Source organism: Variovorax sp. J22R115 (assembly GCF_030317005.1).
GTDB lineage: Bacteria > Pseudomonadota > Gammaproteobacteria > Burkholderiales > Burkholderiaceae_C > Variovorax.
In genome coordinates this window covers 352378-364848 of the sequence record NZ_JASZYM010000003.1, presented here as the reverse complement: position 1 = coordinate 364848, position 12471 = coordinate 352378, and the positions used below count along the sequence as shown (strand labels likewise).

Below are 12471 nucleotides of genomic sequence, written 5' to 3'. Positions count from 1 at the left end.
TCGAGCCGATGCCGGGTCCATCGTGAGCGTTGCGGCAACGGCGTCCCTCTGGGCCGGCGTGGTGGCGATAGGGATCTACCACGGCCTGAACCCCGCCATGGGCTGGCCGCTCGCGGTGGCCAATGGCCTGGGCGAAAAGCGCAATACCGCGGTGTTCGCCACCTGGGTGCCGCTGGGCGTCGGGCACCTGCTCGCAACGGCGCTCGTGCTCGTGCCTTTCGCGATGCTCGCGTGGATGCTGCAATGGGGGCAGGAGATCCGCATCGGCGTCGGCGCAGGGGTCATGCTGTTCGGCGTCTCGCGACTGGTGCTGCCGCATCGTCATCGATGGTCAGGACGCATCCGGCCCACTCAACTGGCGCTGTGGTCCTTCCTCATGGCGACGGCGCACGGCGCCGCGCTGATGCTGCTGCCGATCCTCCTCGGGCTGTGCGAGCCGCTTCCAGCGGGCAAGGTGGAGGCCGCAATGGCCTTCAGCAACTTCGACCATGAATCCATGATGTCGCTGATGCGTTCGAGCGTGGGGATCGCGATCACGGTTTCGCTCGTCCACAGCATCGCGATGATCGCCTCGGGCCTGGGAATCGCCTGGGTGGTCTACCGCTATCTCGGCTTGCGCGCGCTGCGGACTGCATGGCTCGATTTCGATACGGTCTGGGCGCTGGCGCTGATCGCCTCGGGTGCCGCTGCGGTTGTGGCTGCCGTCTGGGCTTGATCGGGCTCGGGCTCAGGCGCCGAGGGGCGCCGAATTCCTGGTACAAACCCTGACTCTGCGCGAACAGTGAACAACCGCGTTCGATGATCGATCAGCGGACGTCTCGGCAGCGTTGTGAATAAGCGCCCGCCGCTTCACAGTCGCGACCTTCAGTTCATTCATCGACTGAAATCCCGTCCCGATTGTTTACAGACCCATCGAATTCACCCCCTATCGGAGAGACAAATGAGCATCGCCACGGATCATGAGCCGCAAGGCCGACACCAGTCCAGGAAGGCAGCCGCCAGCGGCTGGATCGGTTCCGCGCTGGAGTACTACGACTTCTTCATTTACGCCACCGCGGCGTCGCTGATTTTTCCGCAGATCTTCTTCCCGTCGGGCAATCCGAAGATCGCCATCATCGCGTCGCTGGCGACCTACGGCGTGGGCTACATCGCACGGCCCATCGGCGCCTTCGTCCTGGGCCACTGGGGGGACACCCGCGGCCGCAAGCACGTGCTGATCGTGTGCATGTTCCTGATGGGGTTCTCGACCATCGCCGTCGGCCTGCTGCCGACCTACAGCCAGGTGGGCCTGCTCGCCCCGGCGCTCCTCGTCGCATTGCGCCTGGTCCAGGGCTTTGCCGTCGCCGGCGAAATCTCCGGCGCGAGTTCGATGATCCTCGAGCACGCACCCTTCGGCCGCCGCGGCTTCTTCGCCAGCTTCAGCCTGCAGGGCGTGCAGGCCGGCCAGATCCTGGCCGCCGCGGTGTTCCTGCCACTCGCGCACTACATGCCCCAGGATGCGTTCCTCTCGTGGGGTTGGCGCATTCCGTTCCTGCTGAGCTTCGTGGTGATCATCGCGGGCTACATCATTCGCCGCGAAGTGGATGAAACCCCTGCCTTCGCAGAGGAAGTCCGCCAGGGCGAGGTGCAGAAGGCGCCGGTCGTCGAGGCGCTGACGAACAACTGGCGCGACATGCTCCGCGTCATCTGCGCGTCGTTGATGAACGTCATCCCGGTGGTCGCGACCGTCTTCGGCGCTGCCTACGCGGTCCAGCCCGCCTATGGGATCGGCTTCGAGAAGGACATCTATCTCTGGATTCCGGTGCTCGGCAACATCCTCGCGGTCCTCGTCATCCCGTACATCGGCAACCTCTCCGACAAGGTCGGACGCAAGCCGCCCATCATCATCGGTGCGCTGGGTGCGGGGCTGTTGTCTTTCGGCTATCTCTATGCGATCAGCATCCACAACGTGCCGATGGCGATCGTCATGTCGCTGCTCATGTGGGGCATCGTGTACCAGGGCTACAACGCCGTGTTCCCGAGCTTTTATCCGGAGTTGTTCCCCACGCGCACGCGGGTTTCGGCCATGGCCATCTCGCAGAACCTCGGCACTGCCGCCACAGCCCTGTTGCCCGCTCTCTTCGTCGCCGTGGCGCCTCCCGGCGCGACCAACATTCCGCTGACGATCGGCGCGCTCACCTTCGGCATCACGATCATCTCGGCGCTGGCCGTCCTGAGTGCACGCGAAACCTATCGCGTCCACATGAAGGACCTGGGCAACCCGAACGCGGTACCGGTGCCCAAGCAGGACTACGAGCGCCTGCGCGAGAAGACCCTGGCCGAGGCGAGGCTGAGCAAGGCGGTTGCGTAAGCTAGATCAAGCTCCTCATGGCCTGCGCGGTTTCGCGCAAAACTGGCAAGACGCGGGCAACCGCGTCTTCGCTGCTTTCATGACCCATCGGCATGGTCACATTGAGCGCACCCACCAGGTCGCCGCGACGGTCTCGCAGCGGCACCGCGATGCCGCGAGAGTTCAAGTCGAGTTGCTGCTCGGACAGCGCCCAGCCCTGGGCCTGGATGCGCGCGAGTTCCAGCTTCATGCGCTCCTTGCTCGAAATGGTGTGTGGCGTGAAGACGGCCAGTTCCCGCGCCGCGAGCCACGCGCTGCGCTCCTCGTCGCTGCGCATCGCGAGCATCAGCATGCCGGCAGCCGTTACCTGCGCCGGCACGCGCGCGCCCAGCACATAGCCGGTGCTCATGCTGCGGTTCGGGCCGTTGCGCGCGATGTAGACCACTTCGTCGCCATCCATCACGCTGAGATAGGCGATCTCGTGCGTGCCAGCCGCGACACGCTGCAGGAAGGGCTGCACGATGCGCGGCAGCCGGGCCGATTCCAGATACGACTGCCCCAGGCGCAGCACGCGCGGCGTGAGCCAGAAGAGCTTGCCGTCGCTCGCCACATAGCCCATGTGCTGCAAGGTGAGCAGATAGCGGCGCGCGGCGGTGCGTGTCATGCCCGTGCGCTGGCCCGCCTCGCTGGCGGTCATGCGGGGATGTTCGTCATCGAAGGCTTCGATGATCGATACGCCGCGCTCCAGTCCGGCGATCCAGTCGCGCTTGTCGAGGCCCAACGGGGCAGGGGACAGGTCTGTGGTCATGCGTGCTTCGGGAGAAACCCTGAAATCGTTCGATTGTCGAACAAATAGGAGCGATGATCGCATTTCTGATGCCCTGTAGGGGTGTTGGCTAGACTCTCCGGCTACTACATTAGCGACGTTTCTTCCGGAATCGCGCGATAGTCGAACAGAACTTCAAGCGAGGCACCATCCCATGTTTCCTTCCATCGTCGGCAGCACCGCTCTCTACCTGCTCCCTGGTGACCCGGTGAAAAACGTGCGCCTGCCGCGCATGTTCAATGCCGTCTTCGAGCGCTTCGGCATCGACGCCGTGATGGCGCCTGTGCAGGTGCCGCGCCGTGATCTGGCGGTGTTCGTCAAGGCGGCCTTTCTCGGGAAGAACGTGCGCGGCATGGCGATCGCGCCGCCGCACAAGCCGCTGCTGGTCGACCTTCTCGACGGCTGCGGCCTCTTCGGCCGCGTGGCCGGCTCGGTCAACGTGGTGCGCCGCATCGACAACGGCGAACTCGAGGGCGACCTGTTCGACGGCGAGGGCCTGATCGGCGCGCTGGACCGCTACAACATTCCGTTTCGAGGCAAGCGCGTGCTCATCCTCGGTGCCGGTGTCAGCGCGGCAGCCATCGGCGTGGCGCTGGCTGAAGGCGGCACGGTCAACGGCGCCGATCACATCGCCTTCTACGACACGGCGGCGGGCAAGGCGGCGGGTGTCGCGGCCAAGCTCGATTCATTCTTCGATGCGAACACGGTGGCCGTGGACAGCAACGACCCCGCAGGCTACGACCTGGTCGTCAACGCGACGTCGCTGGGCTTGTCGCCGGACGACGTGCTGCCCGTCGACGTGTCTCGCATGGAGCCGCATGCCGCACTGTTCGACATCCTCCTGCGAAACCAGCCCACGCCGCTGGTGCGCGCCGCGCGGGCGCGTGGCCTCAATGCGCAGGCCGGCTTCGAGATGCTGATCCAGCAGATGCCGCACTACCTCGATTTCTTCGGCCACAAGGATGCGGCGAATGGCGTGCGCCATGACGCGAACTTCCTGCGCGAACTCATCTACCCGCCGGCGATGGCCGATGAAATCCAACACCCGCTGCGTTATCACTCCGCCAGCGTGGCCTGACGCTCCCCTGCGCGCCTTCAAGTTAGAGAACACCTCATGGCCATTGCCCTCGATCGCTTCGGCTTCAACACCGTCACCATGGGGGGAGAACTCAGCCACAAGCTCGAGTGCATGAAGGCGGCCGGCTTCGCTGGTGTCGAGTTGTGGGCGCGGGACCTGATCAAACATCCGGCCGGCGTCGAGAAGGCTGCGCAGTTGGTGAAGGACAGCGGCCTGAAGGTCACCGACTTCCAGCCGCTGCGCGACTTCGAGTGCGCGCCCGACGCCATGCGCCCGCACCGGCTCGAAATGGCGCGTGAGCAGTTGCGGCAGATGTCGCTGGTCGACACCGACATGCTGCTGTGCTGCTCGACCACCTCGCCGCTCGCGATCGATGACCCCGATCGCGCAGCCGAAGACCTGCGCACCCTGGCCACTCTGGCCACGCCGCTCGGCATCCGCATCTGCTACGAAGCGCTCTCCTGGGGCCGCCACACCAAGCGCTGGCACCAGGCGTGGGACATCGTGCGCCGCTGCGATCGGGAGAACGTCGGCCTCAACCTCGACTTCTTCCACATGTCGGTGCATGGCGACGACACCGCCGAAACGCTCGAGCAACTGGCCGAAGTACCGGTGGAGAAGATCTTCCTCGTGCAACTGGCCGATTACTTCTTCGAGTACAGCGACCGCCAAGCCGACATGATCGAGCTCGCCCGACACCAGCGCCTGTTCCCGGGCGAAGGCCTGCACGACGTGCGCGACATGGTGCAGTTGCTCGAGGACAAGGGCTATCGTGGCCACTACACCTTCGAGGTGTTCAATGACGACTACGTGAATTCCGACCCCGTGGTCATCGGCCAGCGTGCGATGAAGAGCGCGCGCTGGATCAGCGAATCGCATGTTGCCGGCGGTGTGTCGGCGTATGCCAACCAAGGAACATCATGATCTCCGGCAAGACCACCCTCATCGCCCACCTCGGGTACCCCACGGAGAGCTTCAAGGCTCCCATGATCTACAACCCCTGGTTCGACAAGCAGGGCATCGACGCGGTCGTCATGCCGATGGGCGTCAAGGCCGAGGACTACCCCGAGGTGCTGGCCTCGGTGTTCCGCCTCACCAACATCCGCGGGGCGCTGGTGACCATGCCGCACAAGATCACGACCATGTCGCTGGTCGACGAGGTTACGCCCACCGCGAAGATCGCCGGTGCGTGCAATGCGATCCTGAAGCGGCCCGATGGCACTTTGCTGGGTGACCAGTTCGATGGCGCGGGCTTCGTGCGCGGCGTGCTGCGCAAGGGCCGTGCGCTCGATGGTGCGCGTGTGCTGGTGTCGGGCAGCGGCGGTGTGGGCTCGGCCATCGCTGCGTCGCTGGCTGCGGCAGGCGTCGCCGAGATGGGGCTTTACGATTTCAACGCTGCGTCGTCGGAAGCGCTCGCAGGTCGGCTGCGCACGCACTACCCCAAGTTGAAGGTCACCACCGGTTCCAGCGATCCGGCCGGCTACGACGTGATCGTCAATGCGACGCCGCTGGGCATGAAGGAGGGCGATCCGCTGCCCTTCGATGTCAGCCGCATTGCGCCGACCACCTTCGTCGGCGAGGTTGTGATGAAGAGCGAATACACGCCGCTGCTGCGCGCCGCTCGCGACAAAGGCTGCATCGTCCAGGTCGGCACCGACATGCTGTTCGAGATGATCCCGGCCTATCTTGAATTCTTCGGCTATGGCACCGCCACGCCGGAAGACCTGCGGGCCGTGGCAACGCTGGCCTACTGAGCACTTCCATGAGCATCTTTGAAGGTTTTCTCTCGACGTCCGAAACCCTGGCCGCATTCAGCGACCGCAATTTCGTCGACGCCATGCTGCGCTTCGAGGCCGCGCTCGCGCGCGCGCAGGCGCAGGTCGGGCTGATTCCCGAATCGGCCGCGCATTCGATCGTCGGCAGCTGCAAGGTCGAGCTGTTCGACGTTGCCAAGATCGTGCGCGACAGCGGCCGCGCGGGCAGTGTCGCGATCCCGCTGGTCAAGAGCCTGAAGGAAGCCGTGGGCCTCTTCAATGCCGAGGCGGTGCGCTTCGTGCATTTCGGCAGCACCAGCCAGGACGTGATCGACACGGCGATGGCCCTCGTCACGCGCGAGGCGGTGGCGCTGGTCGAGGAAGATCTCTCCAAGGCGGCGCAGGCGCTGCTGCAGCACGCGCAGCGCTATGCCACCGCACCCATCCTGGCGCGCACGCTGATGCAGCCTGCGTCGGTGACCAGCTTCGGGTTCAAGTGTGTCGGCTGGGCGGCGCCGCTGGTGCGCAGCAAGGCTCGCCTTGCCGAAGCGGCCGGGCGGGCGCTGAATGTGCAGCTGGGCGGTGCCGTCGGCACGCTCTCGCAAATGAAAGGGCAGGGGCCTGAAGTTCGCCGCCACATGGCCCAGGCGCTGGGCCTGGGCGATCCCGGCGCGACCTGGCACACGCAGCGTGACGAATGGATCGCGCTCGGCTGCGAACTGGGGCTCATGGTCGGCAGCCTCGGAAAGATCGCGAAGGACATCGCGCTGATGGGCCAGTACGAGGTCGGCGAACTCGCCGAGCCCAGCGAGCCGGGGCGCGGCGGATCGTCGGCGATGCCACACAAGCGCAACCCGGTGGCTTCGATGGTCGCGCTCGCCGCCGCGCAACGGGCGCCACAGCGCGTGGCAGCGCTCTTGAGCGCGATGCCGCAGGAGCACGAACGCGCTCTCGGCGCCTGGCAGGCCGAACTGGCCGAGTGGCCGCAACTGTTGATGTCCGCGCATGGCAGCGTGCGCGCGCTCGCGGGGGCATTGCCCGGGCTGCAAGTGGACGTCGAGCGGATGCGTTCCAATATCGACCGCCTGCGCGCCGAATTGCCGCGCGACGCCGCGGACGAATGGTTCGATGCCGCATTGGCCGAGCCGGCCGGCGCGATCGCGCTGGCACAGGCCTTGGCGCTTCAGGCTCAACTCAACACACCGGACACCGCACGATGACTTCCCCCGAAACACCGGCCAACGCCTCCCTGGATTCGTACGAAAGCGGCCTCGTCAACCGCCGCCGCGTGCTCGGCGACGCCTGGGTCGACAAGTCGCTCGCCAACCGCAACGCCTTCAACAGCGAGTTCCAGGAACTCATCACGCGCCACGCGTGGAACGACATCTGGGGCCGCGCCGCGCTGGGCGACAAGACGCGCCGCTACATGGTGCTGTCGATGATGCTCGGCATCCACGCCTATGAAGAGTTCGCGATGCATGTGCGCGCGGCGCTCGACGGTCCACCCGAATCGCGGCTCACGCCCGACGACATCAAGGAAGTGATCATGATGGCCGCGATCTATTGCGGCGTGCCCGTTGCCAATCATGCCTTCGGCATCGCGACGGGCATCCTGCGTGAAAAGGGCCTGCTCGCGGACGCACCGAAGTGACCGGGGCTGCCGCGCGCAGCGGCATCTCCTTCGCGTTGCTCTTGCCGCTGCTGCTCGCCGCCCAGCCGGTGGCGACCGACAGCTATCTCCCGGCGCTGCCGGCCATTGCGCAGGATCTCGGTTCCGCCAGCGCCAGCCTCACTGTTTTCGTTCTCGCCTTCGGCTTCGGGCAGTTGCCTTGCGGTCCGCTGTCGGACCGCTTCGGTCGGCGCCCGGTGCTGCTGACCGGTCTCGCCATCTATGCGCTGGCAGCGCTCGGCTGCGCGGTGGCGCCGAGCATTCCCATGCTCGTGGCTTGCCGTGCGTTGCAAGGCTTTTCGATGGCGGCGATTCTGGTTTGTGCGCGCGCGGCGGTGCGTGATCTCTACCCGGCGCACGAAGGGCCTCATGTCATGGCGCGCGGCCTGACGGGGCTCGGCGTGGTGGCACTCATCGCGCCAGTGCTGGGCGCGTACGCGGTGCAGGCGACGGGCTGGCGCTGGGTCCTCGGTGGCATGGCGGTGTATGCGCTCGTGTTGTGGGCGTTGTGCTTGCGCGGCTTTGCCGAGACCCGGGTCAGGTCGTCCGATCCGTCCGCGCCGAAGGGCAGCGTTCGCGAGGTTTTCGCGAGCCAGAGCTTTCGCGCCTGGGCCTCCGTCTCCGCCGTGACCTACGGCGGCCTGTTTTGCTTCCTGCTGTTTTCGCCGATGGTCTACATCAGCTTTCTCGGGCTTTCGCCAGGCTGGTACGGCTGGATTCCGGCGGGCGGATCGCTGGTCTACATCTTCAGCACCACGATGTGCCGGCGTCTGCTGACGCGCCATGGCGCCGTACGCACGGTGCAGATGGGCTCGCTGCTGAGTCTTGCCGGCCCGCTGGTGCAGGCGCTGGGATGCTGGATGTTGCCGATGTCGGCTTGGCCGCTGCTGCTGGGCCACGCGATCTACTGCGTTGGCCACGGCATTCACCAGCCTTGTGGGCAGGCCGGCGCCGTCGGAGAACTGCCGCACCTGGCGGGGCGCGCCGTATCGTGGTCAGGTTTTGCGATGATGGCGGTCGCGTTCGTCGTCGGGCAGATCGCCGCGAGTTTCGTCAATCCCCAGTTCAGCAACGGCGCCTGGCCGATGGTGGTGCCGATGGCGCTGGCCGGCGTCACGCTGGTGCTGATCGCCTACTTGTGGCTGCCACGTCTGCAACTCTCCCATTCACGAAAGGAAACTCCATGACCCGTTTGAACGTTGTGCGCGAGGGCAATGGCCCGATCGTCGTGCTGAGCCACGCGCTGGGCTGCGACCTCCACATGTGGGACGGCGTCGCAGCCTTGCTGGCGCGCGCCCATACGGTTGTGCGCTACGACCACCGCAATCACGGTGCTTCCGAAGTCATCGCCGGACCGCTCACGCTGCAGACGCTGGCCGACGATGCGGCCGAGGTGATCGAGCGCGAGGCGCAAGGCGAGCCGGTGCATTTCGTCGGCTTGTCGATGGGCGGCATGACCGCGCAGGCGCTTGCGCCGAAGCATCCGAAGCTGCTCAGGAGCGTCGTCATCGCGAACTCGTCGGCGCACTATCCCGATGCTGCGCCCTGGCGCACGCGCGTGGAGACGGTGCAGGCGCAAGGCGTGGCTGCCATCGCCCCAGGTGCCGTGGCACGCTGGCTCACGCCGGAATACGTCTCGACGCCGGAAGGCGCCGCAGCCGCGGTGACGCTGCACGACGCCCTGGTGGGTACCGATGCGGTCGGCTACATCGCGAGCTGCAATGCCGTCGCGGCCATCGACTTTCGCGAGAGCAACCGTCGCATCTCGGTGCCGACGCTGGTGATCGCCGGCACGCGCGACGAGGCCACGCCGCCCTCGATGTCCGAGGCGATGGTGGCGGCGATCCGGGGGTCGCGTCTCGCCACCATCGAGGCCGCGCATCTGAGCGCGGTCGAGCGGCCGGTGGAGTTCACCCAGTTGCTCGTGGATTTCTGGCGCAGCCTGTGATGCGCTGCAGCCGCGGCGCTCAACTGCCGCGGTAGGTCGAGCAACTCCACGGCGTGCACAGCATCGGCACGTGGTAGTGCTGTTGCGTGTCGAAGATCGCGAAGCGCACCGGCACCGTGTCGAGGAAGGGCGTGTCGTTCCCTCCCGGCTGGCGCCGGAAGTAGTCACCGACGTGGAAGAGCAGTTCGTATTGCCCGGTGCGGGCCGCGTCGGGCGCCAGCACCGGCTGGTCGGTGCGGCCGTCGGCGTTGGTGGTGATGCTCTTCACCAGTTTCCAGCGGTCGCCTTCGCGCACTGAGAAGTCGATGCGCATGCCGGCGCCGGGACGCCCGGTGCCGCTGTTGAGTACATGGGTGGATATGCCGGCCATGGTCCTTGTCTCCTTATGCTGGTTATGAGCCGCGGTAGTACGAGTAGCCCCACGGCGTGAAGAGGATCGCGAGGTGGATGCGTTCCGCCGGATTGGCGATCAGGAATCGCACCGGCACCTGCGCGAGGAAGTTCGGCTTGGGCAGCGCCGTGCCGCGCGCCGCGAAATAGTCCTCGACCTGCAGCAGCAATTCGTAGCGGCCGGGCTGGTAGCTTTGGTCGACCAGCAGCGGCTCGTCGGTGCGTCCGCCGCGGTTGGTTTCGAAGCGGCGCAGCACGCGGTAGTCGTTGCCGTCGTGCATCGAGAGCTGCACCTTCATGCCGGCGCCAGGGCTGCCGTTGTGGGTGTCGATCGCATGCATCGTGAGGCGCGGGCTCAGATTGATCTGCGAGACCGGTGCCGTCGTCAGGCCGGCTGGCGCGTTCTGCGCAGCCGCAGTGCCCGCGGCCAGGCTACCGAGCGCGAGGCCTGCCGGCAGGAAGGCGCGGCGGGTGAGGGTGGGGGAAGCCATGGTGTCTTGTCTCCTGTCTCTTTGTTCCGCGCTGCTACATCACGGGCGACGCCAGCAGCCGGCCGAGCCGCAGCCGCGTAATGATCGCGATCTGCTCCAGCGCGGCTTCGAGTTCGGTATTGGTGTCGCGGGCAGTGCGCGTGCGCAGCGCCTCGAAGATCTGCGCCCGGGTGTTGGCGAGCACGGCGATCACGAAGGGAAAGCCGTGCTTCGCCGCATACGCGGCGTTGAGCGCGCGCAGCGTCTGCAACTGGTCGCGGCTGAGCGCGTTGAGGCCGGCCTGCTCCGTGGTCGAATGGCCGGTCATGGTGCCGGCCTGGGCCTCCTTGCCCGCCAGTTCCGGATGCATGCGCAGGAAATCGATGCGCACTTCGCGGGACGTTGTGCGCACCACGCCCATCATCGTGCGGTGCAGGTGGTCGATGCTTGCGAAGGGGCGCTCGGCCCACGCACTGGTCGCGACCCACGGCGAGTGTTCGAACACACCGCCCAGCGCGGCGACGAAGCGCACGCGGTCGAGCTGGTTGATGTCGGCCAGCGTCAATGCCGGCGTTTCGAAAGCGAGTACGGCGCTCATCGGGCCACCGCCTTCTTCACGAAGCGCGGCACGAACGCGATGATGAGGATCGCGGCGCAGATTTCGACGGCAGCCACGATGAAGAGACCCGGCGAGAGCAGGCCGGTCGACGCCTTGATGGCGCCCAGCATGGAGGGCGCGCCGAAGCCCGCGAGATTGGCGATCGAGTTGATCAGCGCCACGCCGCCCGCTGCAGCGGCGCCGGCGAGGAAACGGCCCGGCAGCTGCCAGAAGACGGGGATCGCACTCATGGTGCCGACGATGGCAAGGGTCTGTGCGGCCAGCGCGAGCATCGGGCTCTGCTTCATGAAGAGCGCGGTGAGTGCCAGGCCGACTGCGCCGAGCGCCGCCGCGAAAGCGCAGTGCAGTCGGCTCTCCTGATGGCGATCGGAGTGCAGGCCGTTGTAGATCATGCCGACCGCGCCGCAGAGGTACGAGAAAGCCATGATCCAGCCGACGGTCGCGGGATTGGTGAAGCCCACTTCCTTGACCACCGACGGGCCGAAGAAGGTCAGCGACGAGTTGGCCGCGATGATGCAGAAGAAGATCAGGATCAGCAGCCACATGCGGCGGTCCTTCAGCGATGCGATGAGGCTCTCTTCGCGATGGCCGAGCGCCTTGCCGTCGCGCGCCAGGTCCTCGTGCACCAGGCGGCGCTGTTCGGCCGAGAGCCACTTGGCCTGCTCGGGGCGGTCGGTCAGGTAGAACCAGGTCACGAAGCCTGCGATGACCGAGGGCACGCCTTCGATCAGGAACACCCACTGCCAGCCCGACCAGCCGTTCAGGCCATGCAGGTTGTTCATGATGCTGCCGGCCAGCGGGCCGCCGAGCACGCCGGCAATCGCCGATGCCGACATGAAGATGCCGAAGGCCTTGGCGCGCCGCTCGCTCGGGTACCAGTAAGTCAGGTACAGGATGATCCCGGGATAGAAGCCGGCTTCGAACACGCCCATGAGGAAGCGCAGGAAATAGAACATTGCCGGCGTCTTCACGAACATGGTCGCGACGCAGACGATGCCCCAGCCGATGGTGATGCGCATGATCGTCTTGCGCGCGCCGATCTTCTGAAGCAGCAGGTTCGACGGCACCTCGAAGAAGAAGTAGCCCAGGAAGAAGATGCCGGCGCCGAGGCCGTAGACCGCTTCGCTCCAGCCCAGTTCGTCGAGCATGGTGAGCTTGACGAAGCCGACGTTGACGCGGTCGATCCAGGCCAGCACCCAGAGCGCGAAGATGAAGGGAATGATGCGCCAGGTGATGCGGCTGTATGCCGCGTCGAGCGCGCTGGGCGCAGCGGTGGGCGCTGCGCGTTGCGGGATTTCCAGGGTGGCCATGAACAAACTCCTTGGCGGGTCAATGAGGGTCTCGAAGGGGTCTGGGGATTGGGCCAGCCGACACCCCGACCTGTCGAT

At 66.2% G+C, this 12471-nt stretch carries 14 protein-coding genes; 9 read left to right on the top strand and 5 right to left on the bottom strand.

Features of this window, described 5'->3' with window-relative positions; genetic code table 11:
* Nucleotides 1-22: 22 nt before the first annotated feature.
* Nucleotides 23-715 (top strand): hypothetical protein, encoded by a 693-nt coding sequence (locus tag QTI04_RS07075; RefSeq protein ID WP_286614697.1) that lies wholly within the window; start codon nt 23-25, stop codon nt 713-715.
* A gap of 225 nt (nt 716-940) precedes the next feature.
* Nucleotides 941-2350, top strand: coding sequence for an MFS transporter (locus QTI04_RS07070; protein WP_286605463.1), 1410 nt, complete (start codon nt 941-943; stop codon nt 2348-2350).
* Between the two features lies 1 nt (nt 2351).
* On the opposite strand, the gene QTI04_RS07065 is transcribed toward QTI04_RS07070, so the two are convergent.
* Nucleotides 2352-3137 carry an IclR family transcriptional regulator C-terminal domain-containing protein gene (locus tag QTI04_RS07065; protein WP_286605462.1) on the bottom strand — a complete coding sequence of 262 codons (786 nt, stop codon included), beginning with the start codon at nt 3135-3137 and terminating at the stop codon, nt 2352-2354.
* 172 nt (nt 3138-3309) lie between these two features.
* Here QTI04_RS07065 and QTI04_RS07060 point away from each other — a divergent pair, with 172 nt between their 5' ends.
* Genes QTI04_RS07060 through QTI04_RS07030 form a run of 7 tightly spaced genes read left to right on the top strand, consistent with a single transcriptional unit; the run spans nt 3310 to nt 9604 of the window.
* Complete coding sequence (locus QTI04_RS07060; RefSeq protein WP_286614696.1) at nt 3310-4233, top strand: shikimate dehydrogenase; 924 nt, start codon at nt 3310-3312, stop codon at nt 4231-4233.
* Between the two features lie 36 nt (nt 4234-4269).
* Complete coding sequence (locus QTI04_RS07055; protein ID WP_286614695.1) at nt 4270-5157, top strand: sugar phosphate isomerase/epimerase; 888 nt, start codon at nt 4270-4272, stop codon at nt 5155-5157.
* Nucleotides 5154-5987 carry a shikimate dehydrogenase gene (locus QTI04_RS07050; RefSeq protein ID WP_286605457.1) on the top strand — a complete coding sequence of 278 codons (834 nt, stop codon included), beginning with the start codon at nt 5154-5156 and terminating at the stop codon, nt 5985-5987. The genes QTI04_RS07055 and QTI04_RS07050 overlap by 4 nt, the downstream gene beginning before the upstream one ends.
* A gap of 8 nt (nt 5988-5995) precedes the next feature.
* Nucleotides 5996-7207, top strand: coding sequence for a 3-carboxy-cis,cis-muconate cycloisomerase (gene pcaB / locus QTI04_RS07045; RefSeq protein WP_286614694.1), 1212 nt, complete (start codon nt 5996-5998; stop codon nt 7205-7207).
* Nucleotides 7204-7638, top strand: coding sequence for a carboxymuconolactone decarboxylase family protein (locus QTI04_RS07040; protein WP_286614693.1), 435 nt, complete (start codon nt 7204-7206; stop codon nt 7636-7638). The genes pcaB and QTI04_RS07040 overlap by 4 nt, the downstream gene beginning before the upstream one ends.
* Nucleotides 7635-8843, top strand: a complete 1209-nt coding sequence (locus QTI04_RS07035) for a multidrug effflux MFS transporter (protein WP_286614691.1) — start codon at nt 7635-7637, stop codon at nt 8841-8843. The genes QTI04_RS07040 and QTI04_RS07035 overlap by 4 nt, the downstream gene beginning before the upstream one ends.
* Nucleotides 8840-9604: an alpha/beta fold hydrolase gene (locus tag QTI04_RS07030; RefSeq protein ID WP_286614689.1), complete on the top strand. Its 765-nt coding sequence runs from the start codon at nt 8840-8842 to the stop codon at nt 9602-9604. The genes QTI04_RS07035 and QTI04_RS07030 overlap by 4 nt, the downstream gene beginning before the upstream one ends.
* 19 nt (nt 9605-9623) lie before the next feature.
* Here the strand turns inward: QTI04_RS07030 and uraH (QTI04_RS07025) are convergent, their stop codons facing one another.
* The 4 genes from uraH (QTI04_RS07025) to QTI04_RS07010 are packed head-to-tail and all read right to left on the bottom strand — an operon-like array spanning nt 9624 to nt 12393.
* Nucleotides 9624-9974 (bottom strand): hydroxyisourate hydrolase, encoded by a 351-nt coding sequence (uraH, locus tag QTI04_RS07025; protein ID WP_286605449.1) that lies wholly within the window; start codon nt 9972-9974, stop codon nt 9624-9626.
* 22 nt (nt 9975-9996) lie between these two features.
* Nucleotides 9997-10485: a hydroxyisourate hydrolase gene (gene uraH, locus QTI04_RS07020; protein WP_286605448.1), complete on the bottom strand. Its 489-nt coding sequence runs from the start codon at nt 10483-10485 to the stop codon at nt 9997-9999.
* A 34-nt stretch (nt 10486-10519) separates the two neighbouring features.
* Nucleotides 10520-11062 (bottom strand): 2-oxo-4-hydroxy-4-carboxy-5-ureidoimidazoline decarboxylase, encoded by a 543-nt coding sequence (gene uraD / locus QTI04_RS07015; protein ID WP_286614688.1) that lies wholly within the window; start codon nt 11060-11062, stop codon nt 10520-10522.
* Nucleotides 11059-12393 carry an MFS transporter gene (locus QTI04_RS07010; protein WP_286605446.1) on the bottom strand — a complete coding sequence of 445 codons (1335 nt, stop codon included), beginning with the start codon at nt 12391-12393 and terminating at the stop codon, nt 11059-11061. Before QTI04_RS07010 ends, uraD begins: the two co-directional genes overlap by 4 nt.
* Nucleotides 12394-12471: the final 78 nt, after the last annotated feature.

Bases quoted from the DNA above. Each gene is read 5' to 3' on its own strand.
- QTI04_RS07055 (WP_286614695.1), top strand. From the start codon at position 4,270: ATGGCCATTGCCCTCGATCGCTTCGGCTTCAACACCGTCACCATGGGG.
- uraD (WP_286614688.1), bottom strand. From the start codon at position 11,062: ATGAGCGCCGTACTCGCTTTCGAAACGCCGGCATTGACGCTGGCCGAC.
- QTI04_RS07030 (WP_286614689.1), top strand. From the start codon at position 8,840: ATGACCCGTTTGAACGTTGTGCGCGAGGGCAATGGCCCGATCGTCGTG.
- QTI04_RS07060 (WP_286614696.1), top strand. From the start codon at position 3,310: ATGTTTCCTTCCATCGTCGGCAGCACCGCTCTCTACCTGCTCCCTGGT.
- QTI04_RS07010 (WP_286605446.1), bottom strand. From the start codon at position 12,393: ATGGCCACCCTGGAAATCCCGCAACGCGCAGCGCCCACCGCTGCGCCC.
- QTI04_RS07065 (WP_286605462.1), bottom strand. From the start codon at position 3,137: ATGACCACAGACCTGTCCCCTGCCCCGTTGGGCCTCGACAAGCGCGAC.
- uraH (WP_286605448.1), bottom strand. From the start codon at position 10,485: ATGGCTTCCCCCACCCTCACCCGCCGCGCCTTCCTGCCGGCAGGCCTC.
- uraH (WP_286605449.1), bottom strand. From the start codon at position 9,974: ATGGCCGGCATATCCACCCATGTACTCAACAGCGGCACCGGGCGTCCC.
- QTI04_RS07040 (WP_286614693.1), top strand. From the start codon at position 7,204: ATGACTTCCCCCGAAACACCGGCCAACGCCTCCCTGGATTCGTACGAA.
- QTI04_RS07070 (WP_286605463.1), top strand. From the start codon at position 941: ATGAGCATCGCCACGGATCATGAGCCGCAAGGCCGACACCAGTCCAGG.
- pcaB (WP_286614694.1), top strand. From the start codon at position 5,996: ATGAGCATCTTTGAAGGTTTTCTCTCGACGTCCGAAACCCTGGCCGCA.
- QTI04_RS07050 (WP_286605457.1), top strand. From the start codon at position 5,154: ATGATCTCCGGCAAGACCACCCTCATCGCCCACCTCGGGTACCCCACG.